Annotated in this window: 14 protein-coding genes; 9 read left to right on the plus strand and 5 right to left on the minus strand. The window is 63.4% G+C overall.

Going from position 1 to position 14484, the window contains the following annotated elements; all coding sequences use genetic code 11:
- Window positions 1–97: 97 nt before the first annotated feature.
- Entirely contained in the window at window positions 98–1438 is a 1341-nt protein-coding gene (locus LB569_RS31125) for a chloride channel protein (RefSeq protein ID WP_224695320.1), read from the minus strand.
- 128 nt (window positions 1439–1566) lie between these two features.
- Between LB569_RS31125 and LB569_RS31130 the strand changes: the two genes are divergently transcribed.
- Window positions 1567–2124 (plus strand): DUF305 domain-containing protein, encoded by a 558-nt coding sequence (locus LB569_RS31130; protein WP_224695321.1) that lies wholly within the window; start codon window positions 1567–1569, stop codon window positions 2122–2124.
- Between the two features lie 82 nt (window positions 2125–2206).
- On the opposite strand, the gene LB569_RS31135 is transcribed toward LB569_RS31130, so the two are convergent.
- Window positions 2207–2506 (minus strand): hypothetical protein, encoded by a 300-nt coding sequence (locus LB569_RS31135; protein WP_140703781.1) that lies wholly within the window; start codon window positions 2504–2506, stop codon window positions 2207–2209.
- Between the two features lie 266 nt (window positions 2507–2772).
- On the opposite strand from LB569_RS31135, the gene rlmN reads away from it, so the two are divergent.
- The 3 genes from rlmN to LB569_RS31150 are packed head-to-tail and all read left to right on the plus strand — an operon-like array spanning window position 2773 to window position 4933.
- A complete protein-coding gene (gene rlmN / locus LB569_RS31140; RefSeq protein WP_224695322.1) occupies window positions 2773–4008 on the plus strand; it encodes a 23S rRNA (adenine(2503)-C(2))-methyltransferase RlmN in 1236 nt (411 codons plus the stop codon).
- Window positions 4005–4454, plus strand: a complete 450-nt coding sequence (locus LB569_RS31145; protein ID WP_140703784.1) for a hypothetical protein — start codon at window positions 4005–4007, stop codon at window positions 4452–4454. Before rlmN ends, LB569_RS31145 begins: the two co-directional genes overlap by 4 nt.
- On the plus strand, window positions 4451–4933 hold the full coding sequence (locus LB569_RS31150) for a hypothetical protein (protein ID WP_224695323.1): 483 nt from the start codon (window positions 4451–4453) through the stop codon (window positions 4931–4933). Before LB569_RS31145 ends, LB569_RS31150 begins: the two co-directional genes overlap by 4 nt.
- Here the strand turns inward: LB569_RS31150 and LB569_RS31155 are convergent.
- Complete coding sequence (locus tag LB569_RS31155; protein WP_140703788.1) at window positions 4905–5546, minus strand: LysE family translocator; 642 nt, start codon at window positions 5544–5546, stop codon at window positions 4905–4907. The genes LB569_RS31150 and LB569_RS31155 overlap by 29 nt on opposite strands.
- Before the next feature lie 183 nt (window positions 5547–5729).
- Here LB569_RS31155 and LB569_RS31160 point away from each other — a divergent pair, with 183 nt between their 5' ends.
- Window positions 5730–7343, plus strand: coding sequence for a hypothetical protein (locus LB569_RS31160; protein ID WP_224695324.1), 1614 nt, complete (start codon window positions 5730–5732; stop codon window positions 7341–7343).
- 5 nt (window positions 7344–7348) lie between these two features.
- Here the strand turns inward: LB569_RS31160 and LB569_RS31165 are convergent, their stop codons facing one another.
- Complete coding sequence (locus LB569_RS31165) at window positions 7349–9400, minus strand: putative bifunctional diguanylate cyclase/phosphodiesterase (protein ID WP_224695325.1); 2052 nt, start codon at window positions 9398–9400, stop codon at window positions 7349–7351.
- Window positions 9401–9796: 396 nt separating this feature from the next.
- Between LB569_RS31165 and LB569_RS31170 the strand changes: the two genes are divergently transcribed.
- Window positions 9797–11020 (plus strand): argininosuccinate synthase, encoded by a 1224-nt coding sequence (locus LB569_RS31170; RefSeq protein ID WP_224695326.1) that lies wholly within the window; start codon window positions 9797–9799, stop codon window positions 11018–11020.
- 5 nt (window positions 11021–11025) lie between these two features.
- Entirely contained in the window at window positions 11026–11547 is a 522-nt protein-coding gene (locus LB569_RS31175) for a hypothetical protein (RefSeq protein ID WP_224695327.1), read from the plus strand.
- Window positions 11548–11596: 49 nt separating this feature from the next.
- On the opposite strand, the gene LB569_RS31180 is transcribed toward LB569_RS31175, so the two are convergent.
- Complete coding sequence (locus tag LB569_RS31180; protein WP_224695328.1) at window positions 11597–12394, minus strand: lytic transglycosylase domain-containing protein; 798 nt, start codon at window positions 12392–12394, stop codon at window positions 11597–11599.
- A gap of 291 nt (window positions 12395–12685) precedes the next feature.
- On the opposite strand from LB569_RS31180, the gene LB569_RS31185 reads away from it, so the two are divergent.
- Window positions 12686–13783 (plus strand): putative zinc-binding metallopeptidase, encoded by a 1098-nt coding sequence (locus LB569_RS31185; protein ID WP_224695329.1) that lies wholly within the window; start codon window positions 12686–12688, stop codon window positions 13781–13783.
- A gap of 62 nt (window positions 13784–13845) precedes the next feature.
- Window positions 13846–14451, plus strand: a complete 606-nt coding sequence (locus LB569_RS31190) for a DUF1236 domain-containing protein (RefSeq protein WP_224537030.1) — start codon at window positions 13846–13848, stop codon at window positions 14449–14451.
- Window positions 14452–14484 lie beyond the last annotated feature (33 nt).

Genomic DNA, 14484 nt, shown 5'->3' on the forward strand with positions numbered 1-14484 from the left:
GCCGCAGCAACATCGGGGGCGCTGTCTTGCCGGATGTGAGTCGGAGCCTAAGCAATTCCGGGAAAATGCGAAGCGGTTTCCGGCCGAAGTTAAGGCTTCAACTTTCGACCGTGGCCCGCCGCCGCCGGATCGCCTCGGCGATGAAGACCCGCGACAGGGCGTGATAGAGCGGCTCGTGAGAGATCAGGCGCGCCGTGCCGTAGCCCAGCATCGAGGCCAGCATCAGGCCGATGACATTGTCGTGATTGCCGGTCATTTCGAGGATGATGACGAAAGCCGTCATCGGCGCCTGCACCACGCCGGCGAAATAGCCGGCCATGCCGAGCAGGGCCGCGACGCCAGCGCTGCTGCCGAACAGCAGGCCGAGCGAGCTGCCGATCCCCGCGCCGACCGCCAGCGACGGCGCGAAAATGCCGCCGGGAATGCCTGAGATCATCGACAGCAGTCCGGCCGCGAATTTCTCGAGGAAGAAGAACCAGGGCAGCGGCGTGCCTTCGACGGCGCTGCGCGCCTGCGCGTAGCCGGTGCCGAAGGTCAGGCCGCCAGAGAGGATGCCGATCACCGCCACGGCGAGCCCGCAGACGGCTGCCACCAGCAGCGCGCGCCACAGCGGCTGCAGCGCGTTCCAGCGCCGGATGCGGCGCGTCGCCTTCAGCGCCAGTAACGAGAACAGCGCCCCGAACCCGCCGCCGATGATCCCGCAGGCGATCACCAGCGGCCAGTCGGCGGCGAACGAGATCGTGTCCTTGGACACGCCGAAATAGGTGTAGTTGCCGACCAGCCCGAGCGAGGCGAGGCCGGCCAGGATCACCGCCGTCAGCACCAGCCCGTTGGTGCGGGCTTCATAAGTTCGGCCCATTTCCTCGATGGCGAAAACGATGCCGGCAAGCGGCGTGTTGAAGGCAGCCGCGATGCCGGCGGCAGAACCGGCCAGGATCAGGCCGCGCGCCTGCGCCATGCCGCCCCAGCGCGCCGCCTGCAGCATCAGAGATGCGCCGACCTGGACCGTCGGCCCTTCGCGGCCGATGGACGCGCCGCAGAACAGGCCGACGATGGTGAGCGCGATCTTGCCCGCCACCAACCTGAGCGACAGGATGTGGCTGCGGTCGTCGTCGTCACGCAGGTGCCGGGCGGCGATCGCCTGGGGAATGCCGCTGCCTTGCGAGCCCGGGAAAAAGGCGTGCGCCAGCCACGCGCACAGGACGAAGCCGAGCGGGGTGATCGCGAGCGGCAGATAGAAGCGCCAGCCGCCATCATTGCCGATCACCAGATGGAACAGTGCCTGCGCCTTGTCGGCCAGCACGGCAAACAACACGCTGATCAGGCCGATCGAGATCGCACCCGCCCAGAACACCAGGCGCGGCTGCCAGACACGGCGCGATGCCCACATGGCGCGCGAACGCCGCAGCATGGGATGTCTTCGCGATTGGCCGGCCATGTCTGTCCTCGTGGGAAAACCCAGCCCTAACACAGGCATGATGCCGATCAAGTAAGAGTCTGACGATCGGACCAGGATCAAAAGGCCGCCGTCGCGGTTGTGTCCCTTTGAGCAAGGAATCCGCAGTCATGAGCTATGTCAGATTTGCCGCGATGATCCTGGTGTCCACCGTCCTCATGTACGGGCTCATGTACCTGAACACCTATGCGCTGGATCACGTTTTCTTCAGCCAGACCCGGGTCTGGATGGCTATCGTGATGGGTGCCGCAATGGCAATTGTCATGATCGGCTTCATGTGGGGAATGTACAAGAGCTTGGCCCCGAATGTCGGCATCGTCATCGGCGGCATGCTCGTATTCGCTGGTGCCCTATGGCTGGTCAGAAGCCAGGAAACCGTGAGCGACGTGTCGTATATGAAGGCAATGATCCCGCACCACTCGATCGCGATCATGACCAGCGAACGCGCCCACATCCGCGACCCGGAGGTGCGAAAGCTCGCGGACGGCATCATAGACGCCCAGGTGCGCGAGATCACGCAAATGAAGCGTCTGATTGCGCGGCTCGAAGCGAATCCCGTAGCGGCCGGCGCTCCCGACCTGCCGTCCTACCGAGCCCGGGATGCTCCGCCGCCGCCGCCGGAGACCGACCAGGGCACCGGTATCGATACGCTCTCCATCGACAGGTAGGCGCGGCGATGGACGTGCGGATGATACGGAAGCTGACCATCCCGCCGGCTTCCAGGCCGGCGGGCAAGTTTTTCCGAGATCGTCACATGGCCATTTTTTCACATTCGGCCTGGGCCTTCTTGGTCGATGTATCGATCATGTAGGCTTTACCCTTGGCGTCGGTCATCATCATCATGCAATGCTTGATGGGCTTGGCCATTTTCATCATGTCGGCGCCCATCTTCGCGTCCGGCATCATGGTGCCCATGTGGCCGTCCGGCATGATCGCCGTCACCTGGCCACCTTTCATCATGGTCATGGTTCCCATCGTATCCTCGGCAAACGCCTGCGAGGCGCAAAGAGCGGCGACGCCGGCAATGACGGCGAGCTTGATCGATTTCATTCTGCATACTCCCATTGTGCGGGGCACAGTTGCCCCATTTCAGGGTTCGCGGATGGCTCGCCAGCCGTTACGCCGACACGAATATGTGATCGCTCGCGCGCCGGGAACAGCACCAGGCAGGCGCGGCTTGTCCACCGCGACACGGCGGCGGGAAAGACTGCCCGATCGGCCGCGGCATGACTCTGCCGCCAAGCTGTGCTATGCGCCGCTCTTGACATCGGGCCGATGGATGAAATCGGCCGTAAACCGCTTATATCAGTGGAACCATGACCCTTTCACTCGACCTTACCGCCGAAGGCGCCCGCGACGCCTTGCGGGCTCGCCCCGCGCAGGCAGAAAAGCCCTCGCTGATTGGCCTGACACGGGCCGAACTCGGCGAGGCTCTCGTCGCTTCAGGCATCGTGCCGGAGCGTCAGGCAAAAATGCGCGCTCAGCAGCTCTGGCACTGGATGTATGTGCGCGGCGTGTCCGACTTCGCTCATGTGTTCAACATCTCCAAGGACCTTCGCGCCGAGCTGGACAAGCATTTCACCGTCGCCCGGCCCGAGATCGTCGAGGAGCAGATTTCCGCCGACGGCACGCGGAAGTGGCTGTTCCGCTTCCCGCCGCGCGGCGCCGGCCGGCCGGTCGAGATCGAAACCGTCTATATCCCCGAGGAAGGCCGCGGCACGCTCTGCATCTCCTCGCAGGTCGGCTGCACGCTGACCTGTTCGTTCTGCCACACCGGCACGCAGAAGCTGGTGCGCAATCTCACCGCCGAGGAAATCCTGGCGCAGCTGCTCACGGCGCGCGACCGGCTCGGCGACTTCCCCGACCGCGACACGCCCGACGGCACCATCGTGCCGGCCGAGGGCCGCAAAGTGTCCAACATCGTCATGATGGGCATGGGCGAGCCGCTCTACAATTTCGACGCGGTCAAGAAGGCGCTGCTGATCGCCTCCGACGGCGACGGTCTCTCGCTGTCGAAGCGGCGTATCACGCTGTCGACCTCCGGCGTGGTGCCGGAAATCTTCCGCACCGGCGAGGAGATCGGCGTCATGCTGGCGATCTCGCTGCATGCCACCAATGACGATCTGCGCGACCTGCTTGTGCCGATCAACAAGAAGTATCCGCTGAGCGAGCTGATCGCCGCCTGCAAGGCCTATCCCGGCCTCTCCAACGCCAAGCGCATCACCTTCGAATATGTAATGCTGAAGGACGTCAACGATTCCATCGAGGACGCCAAGGCGCTGATCAAGCTGCTCAAGGGCGTTCCGGCCAAGATCAATCTGATCCCGTTCAACCCGTGGCCGGGCACCAACTACCAGTGCTCGGACTGGGAAACGATCGAGAAATTCGCCGACTACATCAACAATGCCGGCTATGCCTCGCCGATCCGCACGCCGCGCGGCCGCGACATCCTCGCCGCCTGCGGTCAGCTGAAGTCGGAATCGGAGCGCATGCGCAAGGTCGACCGGTTGGCACTGGAAGCCATGATGATCGCGGGGCATGGCGAGGCGTGACCCGTCTCGTTGCCTGGCTCAAGCGTCTGGTCCTGATAGCAGTCGGTTATGTCGCCGCCGTGCTGACCTCGATCGTGGTGCCTGTGCTGCTGATCACCCTTCTGGAAGGGATCGAGTATGGCAACTGGTCGATGGTTTTTGCATTCGACTGGCTGGGCTCCTTCCCGCTCGCCGTGCTGACGGTGGCGCTCTGTGCGCTGCTGATCGTCGGCCCCGCCATCCTTGTCGCCGAACGGTGGTCGCTGCGAAGCTGGTCCTACTTCGCCGTCACCGGGGCGATCACCTCCATCGCCTTTGGCGTTCTGGTCCCCGGCTCGGCCGGAGGGTTTGTCTTCAATCCGGGCTTCCTCGGCTTCCTGGCCACGGCCGGCACCGCCGCCGGCTGGGTCTATTGGCTGCTCGCCGGACGCAAGTCCGGTCGTCTCACCAGCGCTGATCCCCAATGAACCGCCTCGTCTCCTATATCGTGCGCTTGGCCATCATCCTGTTCGGCTATGCCGTCGCCTCGCTGGCGGCGAGCGCCTTCCTCAACATCCTGTTCCTGGCCTCGCTCGGCTACGTGCCGGCGCAAGCCCATCCGGCGGCGACGGCATCGCTCTATTTCTCGATTCCCTTCTTCGCCCTGTTCGTCGCTTATTTCGCCTTCATGCCGGCGGCGGTCGTCATCCTGATCGCCGAAATCCTCGGCCGGCGCGACTGGCTGTTCTATGCGCTGGCGGGTGCCGTGGTGGCAGGGGTGTTCCTCGGCCTCGTCGACAACCTCAGCGATTCCCCTTTCGCGGTCACCGAGGCCACCGCCATCATGGCCGTGATTGGCGGGGGCATGGTCGGCGGCATCTTCTACTGGCTCAGCGCCGGGCGCTGGGCCGGAAGCTGGTGGAAGACCGAGAAAGCCCCTACTTCGCCTGGGCCGTCAGGATCTTGAGCGCGAAGGCCGAGAACACGCCGGCGAAGAGATAGTCGACCACCCGCGTCACGCGCGGGCTGGCCTTCATCGCCGCCGAGAATTTCTCCGCCGCCAGCACCATTGGCACCGTCACCGGGATCGACAGCACGATGAACATGGAACCGAGGAAGAACAGCTTCCCGGGCGCGTTCGGGTCGTGCGCGGAGACGAATTGCGGCAGGAAGGTCATGAAGAACAGGATGATCTTCGGGTTGAGCAGATTGACGCCGAGCCCCGCCGCCCAGCTGCGCAGCAGCGAGATCTGCGGCCCCGTCTTCTTCTCCGGTGAAAAGGCCGACCCCTTGGCGATCGCCTGCCAGGCCAGGAAGACGAGATAGCCGGCGCCGAAAATCTTCAGCACGAAGAACGCCATCGGCGAGGCGACGATCAGCGCCGAGACGCCGACCACCACCAGCGTGGTGTGGATCAGCGTGCCGCATAGCGCCCCGGCCATCGAGGCAAAGCCGGTGGCCCGCCCCTGACTCAGCGTGCGCGAGACGAACAGCGTCATATCAGGGCCTGGCGTGATCGCCAGGATCACGGTGGCGATGGCGAACTGGATCAGCGTGGTGGTGTCGGGAATGAAGGACATGGCAGGTTCCTACGATGGCGGCCAGACCATTCTGCCATTCTGATCGTTCGTCAATATCCCCAAGATTTCTTCCGGCTTCGGGCGATGACAATGACACCAAATAAGAAATTGGAGCGCAAATTTACCGTGCGATAATTCCCCTATACACTTTTCCTCGGGCGCTGGATTTCGGGGGGAATCGATATGAAAAACCGGTGGAAGAAATATGTAATCGCGGCCGTCTGTATCTTGCTGATCTATCTGATCATGCTCTCGAAAGCACATTATTCCGGCCCCGACACTAATTATCATCCGGTATGCAGCACCGCGGCGGAAGACGGCTGCGTTCCTTTTCCGGCCTATGTACAGCATAGAGACAACTGCAGCGGCGAAAAGTCCGATAAAGATAGCAGCGATAGGTGTTTCGGCGTCGGCAACGACGGCTGGGATACGCTCCGCAAGGATGCCTGGGGTCCTGAAAAGGGGCTTATCGCACAACCCTTTGAATACGCGACGATTGAATACGGCACGCGCGGCCCGCAGGCCGGCAATCTCCTTGATCGCATGCAGCTAGAAGCGATCGTCGCCGAGCTTCACAAGCTCGTGGCGGAAGGGCCGGTCATGCTGGTTATCTTCGCGCATGGTTGGCACCACAATGCCAGGGAAGACATCCGCAAAATCGAGCTGGGCGGCGACCGGCCCTACAACCAGGATGGCAACCTGCTGGCCTTCAAGCATGTGCTCGCCAAGACCAAGTACGAACTGGGCCAACAGGACAAGCGGGAGAAAAACCGGAAGGTTTTTGGGATCTATATCGGCTGGAACGGCGGGCCGGATTCTAACTACCTCAACGCGGGAACAATCGGCAGCGCGGCGGATAGAATCGGCAATTCCAAAGATTTCGCAGACGACATGGCGCGCATCAACGCAGCGGTCAATCCGGAACGCGGCATGGTTACCCCGGTGCTGGTCATCGGCCATTCCTTCGGCGGCCGGCTGCTATCACGCTACATGTTGAACCAGGTCAAACTGGCGCAAGGCCCAGTTCAGCCGTTTGGTCCCAGGAGCCTGGTGGCAACCATCAATCCAGCGATCGGCGCGGATGCCTTCGACGACTTCATGCAGGCTCATTATCCCAACGGTTCCAAATTGCCCTATTGGATCAACATCACGTCGAGCGACGATTGGGCCACGGACTTGGGCTTTCCGATAGGGGCATCCGTCGGTCGGATGCTTGGCCTGGAGAGCGGCATCACCGACAAGATTTTCCCAAAAAGCGCATTCAGATCGATCGGACACTACGCTCCGTATCTCACCCACACTCTCGAGATGCATGCCCTGAAGTCCAGCGCAGCATGCGATGAAAAGGGCGGATGTTTTCAGATTCAAAAGTGCTTCATTTCGAACAAGGAAAAGCAATCCTATTTGGATTTCCCGGCTATCGGTGATCCCATTCTTCGACAGACGCAATGGTACCAGATCGATGCCGGCAAAAAGGCAAAGACGGCTCAGCTATTTTACCTAGGCCCGCAGGCCCAGTGCGATTTCAACCTTCACTTGGTCACGCTAACGCGCGTAGGCCCGCCGGAGAGATACGCTTCCGCGCCGGGCTGGATGTGGAACGTGCATACCAACGAGGAGGGCATAGATGCACCGGGCTCTGGCAACAGCAATGACTGTCGCAACGATGGAAGCGACAGCTGCCAATTCGGCTGCAGCCCTGACACCAAGGTCACCGCGGCGGTCCACAACGCGTTCGTGCAGACCCGTTTCGTGCGCATGTTCCTCGAGCTTGTGCTGGCCAAGCCGGGGACGTGACCGGGTCACGCCGCCGACTGATCCATCCCGGCCAAGGCGAGGACCGCCGCCGGGTACAGGATCTGGTCGATCGGCTTCGGCCGGCCGAGGAAATAGCCTTGCGCCTCGTTGCAGCCTTCGACTTGCAGGATGGTGAGCTGGACATGCGTCTCGACACCTTCGGCAAGCACCGGAATGTCGAGGCTGCGCCCCAGTGTCAGCACCGCGCGGATGATCGCCTTGGCCTGTGGACTGCGCTCGACATCGGCCATGAAGGAACGGTCGAGCTTGATCTTGTCGAACGGAAACGAGCGCAGCGTGTCGAGCGACGAATAGCCGGTGCCGAAATCGTCGATCGCGATCGTCACGCCCAGCGCCTTGATCTGGCGCAGCACGTGCAGCGTGCGGACCTTGTCGGCGACGATCGTCGATTCGGTCAGCTCCAGTTCGAGGCGCCTCGGCGACAGGCCGGTTTCGACCAGGATCTGGTGGACGAGCGTGGCGAGATCGGCATGGGCGAACTGCACCGGCGACAAATTGACCGCGATCTTGTGCGCCTTATCCCAGGATGCAGCCTGACGGCATGCGGTGCGCAGCACCCATTCGCCGATCGCCAGGATCGAGCCGTTCTCCTCGGCGATCGGGATGAACTCGGCGGGCGGGACCATGCCATGCACCGGATGGGTCCAGCGCAGCAGCGCCTCGTAGCCGCAGGTGGCGCCGGTCGAGACCGAGGTCTGCACCTGGTAGTGGAGCGTGAGTTCGCCGCGTTCGATGGCCTGGCGAAGATCGGTGGCCAGCGCCCGCCGAGCGCGTGCCGTCTCATCCATGGCCGATTCGTAGAAACAGACGGCCCGCGCCACGTCGTTCTTGGCCCGGTACATCGCCAGATCCGCATTGCTGACCAGCCTCTCCCGGTCGCTGCCGTCGCGCGGATAGACGGCGACGCCGATGCTGGCGCCGGTGACGGTTTCGAAATCGTCGATCCGCAACGGCTCGAACAAGGACTTCTCCAGGCGCGAGACCAGGCCGAGCAGCTCGTTCTGGTCCCTGAAGCGCTTGATCGCGGCGAACTCGTCGCCGCCGAGCCTGGCGACGAATTCGCCGTCGCCGGTCAGTTTCGCCAGCCTGCGGGCGATGATCTTGAGCGCCTGGTCGCCGGCCGCGTGTCCCCTGAGGTCGTTGATCTCCTTGAAACGGTCGAGATCGATGACGATGACCGCCGTCATCGTGTCGCCGTCCTCGCGTGCCCGCCCGATTTCATGGTCGAGGCGGTCGTTGAAGGAAACGCGGTTGGCAAGTCCGGTCAGCGCATCGTTGAGGGCAAGGTGCTGCAGCCGTTCGAAGCTCTCCAGCCGGCCGCGTTCGTCGATCAGGTAGCTGGCGAAGCCGGTGGCCGCGACGATCAGGCCGACGACGGCGACGGCGACGGCCATCGCCTCGAGGATATCGGGATTGGTGCCCGTGGTGATGAAGGAGAGCGGCGTCACCGCCACCGCGGCCATCGCCGTGAAGTGCAGGCCGACGATCGCCAGCACCAGCAGTCCGATGCCGAGATAGCGCGACCAGCGGTATGGCCGGCGCATCGCCTGGCCGATCGCCGCGGCGGCAAACACCACCGAGATCAGCACCGAGGTCGTGACATAGAGGCCGTCCCATTCGACGATGCCCGCCACGTGATAGGCCATCATGCCGGTGTAATGCATGGCCGAAACGGCAAGGCCGACAGCGGCGCCGCCCCATTCCGGCGCCACACGCCAGCGCTTGCCCAGGGCAAGGGCGAAGCCCGCCCCGGTACCGGCCATGGCGATGACCAGGGATATCATGGTGAGCGCCGGATCGAAGGTGATCGGCGCGCCGGGCTGATAAGCCAGCATGGCGATGAAATGCGTGCACCAGATGGAGGAACCGGCCGCGACCGCGGTCAGGAACAGCCAGCCCCGCATCTGCACGCCGGCGGTTTTCCTGGCGCGGTCCAGGAGACCGATCGTCACCCAGCAGCCGGTGACGCACATCAGCGCCGCCAGCAGGACGAGCCACAGATTATGCTCCGTGACGATGCAGGATATAACGCGCATCAGGATGGCCCAAGCCCGAGGATACCCGCGACGAACGGGCAAAAGCTGCTTCGGCACGGTCGCGTGGCCCATGCGGCTATGTCTCGCTTATTTAGCGGCAGTGCGTGAAAACTTGCTTAAATCCTTCCGACAAATGCAGCCCATGATTGCAGCAGGTTGTTTCCCAGAGCTTGATCCCGAAAACTGGGAACCGGTTTTCGCAAGCGGTCGTGCACCCGCAGGGACATAGACAAGGATGACGAATTCGACGGGCGGCTGGTCCAGCGTGCCGGCGGCCCGCCTGGCTGGATCAGCAGACTGGCGCCGCCCGCGCTTGCTCGCTTTGCGGTTCCTGCTAAAAGGCGCTCCACAATGCGTGACGCCGGGCTTCAGGCGTCGCTTTTCGACGGAGCGGAAATGTCCAAGTTCAAAGACGTCAAGAAAGTCGTGCTCTCCTATTCCGGCGGCCTCGACACCTCCATTATCCTGAAATGGCTGCAGACCGAACTCGGCGCCGAAGTCATCACCTTCACGGCCGACCTCGGCCAGGGCGAAGAGCTCGAACCGGCGCGCAAGAAGGCCGAGATGATGGGCATCAAGGACATCCGCATCGTCGACGTGCGCGAGGAATTCGTCGCCGACTTCGTCTTCCCGATGTTCCGCGCCAACACCGTCTATGAAGGCACCTATCTCCTGGGCACCTCGATCGCGCGGCCGCTGATCTCCAAGCACCTGGTCGACATCGCCAGGGAAACCGGCGCCGACGCCATCGCGCATGGCGCCACCGGAAAGGGCAACGACCAGGTCCGCTTCGAGCTTTCGGCTTACGCGCTGAACCCGGACATCAAGGTCATCGCGCCGTGGCGCGACTGGTCCTTCAAGTCGCGCACGGACCTGATGAACTTCGCCGAGCAACACCAGATTCCGGTGCCGAAGGACAAGAAGGGCGACGCGCCGTTCTCGGTCGACGCCAACCTGCTGCACTCCTCGTCCGAGGGCAAGGTGCTGGAAGATCCGTGGAGCGAGGCGCCGGAGTTCGTCCATCAGCGCACCGTATCGCCGATGGATGCGCCGGATGCCGTCACCGAAATCGAGATCGAGTTCCTGAAGGGTGATCCGGTCGCGCTCAACGGCAAGAAACTGTCGCCGGCCACGATGCTGGCTGCCCTCAACGATCTCGGTCGCGACAATGGCATCGGGCGGCTAGACCTGGTCGAGAACCGCTTCGTCGGCATGAAGTCGCGCGGCGTCTACGAGACGCCGGGCGGCACGATCCTGATCGCGGCCCACCGCGCCATCGAATCGATCACGCTCGACCGGGGTGCCGCGCACCTCAAGGACGAGTTCATGCCGCGCTACGCCGAACTCATCTACAACGGCTTCTGGTTCGCGCCCGAGCGCCTGATGCTGCAGGCGATGATCGACAAGAGCCAGGAAGACGTCGAAGGCACGGTGCGGCTGAAGCTCTACAAGGGCAATGTCATGGTCACCGGCCGCAAGTCGAAGAAAACGCTCTATTCCGACGCGCTGGTCACCTTCGAGGACGACCGCGGCGCCTACGACCAGAAGGACGCCGCCGGCTTCATCCGTCTCAATGCGCTGAGGCTGCGCACGCTCGCCGCCCGCAACCGCAACAAATAAACGCGGTGCGCCATCCCGGTCTCTGCCTGGTGCTGCTGGTCCTTCTGGCGGCGCCGGCCGCGGCCGATGATTTCGATCCGGCATCGCTCGACCTTGCCGCGCTGATCGAATGCAGGACGGGTGTGCCCGGCTACAACGGCTTTGCGCTCTGGCTGACCGGCGAATCCGGTGCTGTGCGGGAGCTTGGCTGGAAGGAAGTTCCGTCGGGCAATCCCTTCCTGCGGCAGTATCGACTGCCCGCCCCGATCCATGTCTTCGGGCACGACACCGGGACAATCGTCTTTACCGCGACAGGATTGATGGCCGTGCTCGACGGTGTCGCCGCGCCGGACCTCGCCAAGGAGCTGGGCATTCAGGCGACAGCCTCGACGCCAGACAAATTCCTCGGCGAGAAGGTCGTGGCCGAAAATACCGAGGAGGCCGGCGGCGTGACCCTCGCCACGCACATCGCGCTCAACGTCTCGACGGTCGCATCCCATCCCGGCAAGACGCTGGCCGGCTGCTCCTATGCGCTCGACGTGAAATGAAAAACCCGGCGCGGAGGCCGGGTTCTTCGTTCAACATCGTACGGTTCGATCAATCGGCGTCGATGGCGGTGGCGATGCGGGCGATGGCCTGCTGATAGACGCTGGCGGAATTCCAGCCGGCGATCGCGCCCATATTCGACTGCGCGCTGGCGCCAGCCCGCCAGCCGTGGCCCTTGAGGAAGTTGGCGGTGGAGGCCAACGCGGTGGCCTTGTCGCGCAGGTTTCCGCTGCCGACGGCATACTTCAGGACATTTCCGGGCAGGAACTGCGTGTGGCCGATCTCGCCATGCATGGCGCCGACCGACGAGGAGCTCAACGCGCCGCGATCGACCAGCTTCAGGGCCGCGATGGCATGCGGGTGAAAGTAATCCGGACGGCGGCAATCATAGGCAAGCGTCACAATGGCGGAGACCGTGTTCTGGTTGCCCATCGAGGCGCCGAAACCGGTCTCCATGCCCCAGATGGCAAGCAGCACGCCCGGCGACACGCCGTAATTGTTTTCGATCTGGTTGAACAGCGCCGCGTTCGACTTCTTCAGCGAACGGCCCTTGGAAATGATCGCGGATCCGCCACGACGCTTCATGAAATCGTCCACCGAGCCGCTGAAGGCCTTGTGGATGGCGCGGTCGGCGGCGATCGTCCTTGTTGCGTAGGTCGCTCCGGCCAGGGCGGCCAGACCCCTCGACCCGACGCCTTCGGATTTGGCCTCCCCGGCGAAATCCTGCTTCCAAGCGTCGAAGCCGGCGCCGGTCTTGCCGCAGCTGGCCGCCGCCTGCGCGCCCGTTGCAAGCGCAAGCACCGCCACCACCGCGGCCGCTAAAGTTCTACCCTTGGCAAGAAATGCCATGTTGTTCTCCTGGTTGCCTGAATCACGTCCCGGCGGCGAATTTGCCAGCGAAACGCGTTCTTGTCACTGTCTGAGCCGCCATGCTGGCGAATGCCGTGGAATTTGCTTACGATCAAGTGATTATTGTGGCGAGGGGCCAGGCATGGAAGACGTTGCCGCGGCCATGGACCGCGGCGGCAGGCGCCTGGACCGGCGAAGCGAAATAGTCTCGATGGAGTGCGGAACGCCGGCCGGTGGTTAGCGTTTGGGCACGGACCGCCTCCTATGCCCTCCCGATGAATTGAGACCGAGATGAAACTTTTCGACTGCCCGCATTGCGGCCACCGCCTCTATTTCGAGAACGCCCAGTGCCTGAACTGCAGGAGCCTCGTGCTCTATGACGCCGAGGGCGCGCGCTTTGTCCTGTCCGGTGTCGACGGCGCCATCCAGTGCACCAACGCCGATGAATGCGCCTGCAATTGGATGGCCGAACCGGGACAGGTCTTCTGCCGTGCCTGCGTGCTGAACCAGCTGATCCCCGATCTCTCCGTCGACGGCAACCGCCGCCGCTGGATCCGCGTCGAGGCGGCGAAGAAGCGCGCCATCTATTCGCTGCTCGCCTTCGGCCTGCCGGTCGCGCCCAAGCAGAGCCCGACGGACGAGATCGGGCTGGCCTTCGACTTCCTCGCCGATCCGATCGGCGGCGGCCCGGGCGGCGAACGCATCCTCACCGGTCACGACAATGGCCTGATCACGCTCAATGTCGCCGAGGCCGATTCGGCCGAGCGCGAAAAACGTCGCGTCGAGATGGGCGAGAACTACCGCACGCTGCTCGGCCATTTCCGCCACGAACTCGGCCATTATTACTGGGACCGCCTGATCCGCGACGACCCGCACCGGCTGGAAGCGTTTCGCGCCCTGTTCGGCGACGAACGCGCCGACTATGAGCAGGCGCTGAAGGCATACTACGCCAATGGTGCTGTGCCCGACTGGCAGCAAACCCACATCTCGGCCTACGCCACCTCGCATCCCTGGGAGGATTGGGCCGAGACCTGGGCCCATCATCTGCATATCACCGACACGCTGGAGATGGTCCATGCGCTGAACTTCCCGCTCGGCCGGCTGGAGACGGTGGAGGCCAATGAATTGCCGCGCGGCGACACTGGCGGAGAACCGCAGGCAGCGCCCTCGGAACCCGCGAACACGCCCGAGCCCTTCGACCGGATCCTCGTTCGCTGGCTGGTGCTGTCGGAAGCCTCCAATTCGATAAACCGCTGCATGGGCCTGCCCGACCTCTACCCCTTCGTCATTTCGGACGGGACGGCGCAGAAACTGGCCTTCGTACACGACCTTTTGACCGGTTTGCCCAAGGACGCGGGAACAAATCTTGAGTTGGCCCGCGCATTTTAGCCGGAACGCATGCGCCGCTGCCCCGTTGTCACCGCCGAGGGACTGTGAAACGGAGAGAACCCATGAAATCCTTATTGTTTCCCGCAATAGCCGGGATGCTGACCGCAATGTCGGGCGCCGCGCTGGCCGATACCGCGGTCTCGGCAGTCACCGATCTCAACGTGCGCGCCGGTCCCGGCCCGCAATATCCTGTCATCGGCGTGCTCGCCGCGGGCCAGTCGGCGACGCTCAATGGCTGCATCGAAAACAGCAAATGGTGCACGATCGCCGAAGCCGGCGGCCAGGGCTGGGTCTATTCCGACTATGTCACGGCCGATTTCAGCGGCAGCCGGGTGGTGCTGACGCAGCGACCGCACGGCTCCAGCGTTGCCGTCGTCTCGCCACCGGAAGACATCGGCAACTACTCCACCGACTATACAGGAGCGATCATCGCCAGCGATCCGGTGGTTGGCGATTTTCCGGCGCCGCCAGCTGAAGTGCGGACCTATGTCGACACCCATCGCCTCGACCCCGTCTATCTCGACGGCGAGGTGGTCACCGGCGCAACCTTGCCAGACACGGTCGAGCTGCGCGAAATTCCTGACTACAACTACCGCTATGTCTATGTGAACGGCCAGCGGGCGCTGATCGATCCACAGACGCGGCGCATCATGTACGTGGTGCGTTGAACGCAAGGCCGGGGGGGGGGGGGGGGGGGGGGG

The organism is Mesorhizobium sp. BH1-1-4, from assembly GCF_020165665.1.
Lineage (GTDB): Bacteria > Pseudomonadota > Alphaproteobacteria > Rhizobiales > Rhizobiaceae > Mesorhizobium.

What these genes read in the sequence shown, in the direction of transcription:
- LB569_RS31190 (WP_224537030.1), top strand. Translation starts at nt 13,846, where the DNA reads ATGAAATCCTTATTGTTTCCCGCAATAGCCGGGATGCTGACCGCAATG.
- LB569_RS31170 (WP_224695326.1), top strand. Translation starts at nt 9,797, where the DNA reads ATGTCCAAGTTCAAAGACGTCAAGAAAGTCGTGCTCTCCTATTCCGGC.
- LB569_RS31180 (WP_224695328.1), bottom strand. Translation starts at nt 12,394, where the DNA reads ATGGCATTTCTTGCCAAGGGTAGAACTTTAGCGGCCGCGGTGGTGGCG.
- LB569_RS31130 (WP_224695321.1), top strand. Translation starts at nt 1,567, where the DNA reads ATGAGCTATGTCAGATTTGCCGCGATGATCCTGGTGTCCACCGTCCTC.
- rlmN (WP_224695322.1), top strand. Translation starts at nt 2,773, where the DNA reads ATGACCCTTTCACTCGACCTTACCGCCGAAGGCGCCCGCGACGCCTTG.
- LB569_RS31125 (WP_224695320.1), bottom strand. Translation starts at nt 1,438, where the DNA reads ATGGCCGGCCAATCGCGAAGACATCCCATGCTGCGGCGTTCGCGCGCC.
- LB569_RS31135 (WP_140703781.1), bottom strand. Translation starts at nt 2,506, where the DNA reads ATGAAATCGATCAAGCTCGCCGTCATTGCCGGCGTCGCCGCTCTTTGC.
- LB569_RS31155 (WP_140703788.1), bottom strand. Translation starts at nt 5,546, where the DNA reads ATGTCCTTCATTCCCGACACCACCACGCTGATCCAGTTCGCCATCGCC.
- LB569_RS31165 (WP_224695325.1), bottom strand. Translation starts at nt 9,400, where the DNA reads ATGCGCGTTATATCCTGCATCGTCACGGAGCATAATCTGTGGCTCGTC.
- LB569_RS31160 (WP_224695324.1), top strand. Translation starts at nt 5,730, where the DNA reads ATGAAAAACCGGTGGAAGAAATATGTAATCGCGGCCGTCTGTATCTTG.
- LB569_RS31150 (WP_224695323.1), top strand. Translation starts at nt 4,451, where the DNA reads ATGAACCGCCTCGTCTCCTATATCGTGCGCTTGGCCATCATCCTGTTC.
- LB569_RS31185 (WP_224695329.1), top strand. Translation starts at nt 12,686, where the DNA reads ATGAAACTTTTCGACTGCCCGCATTGCGGCCACCGCCTCTATTTCGAG.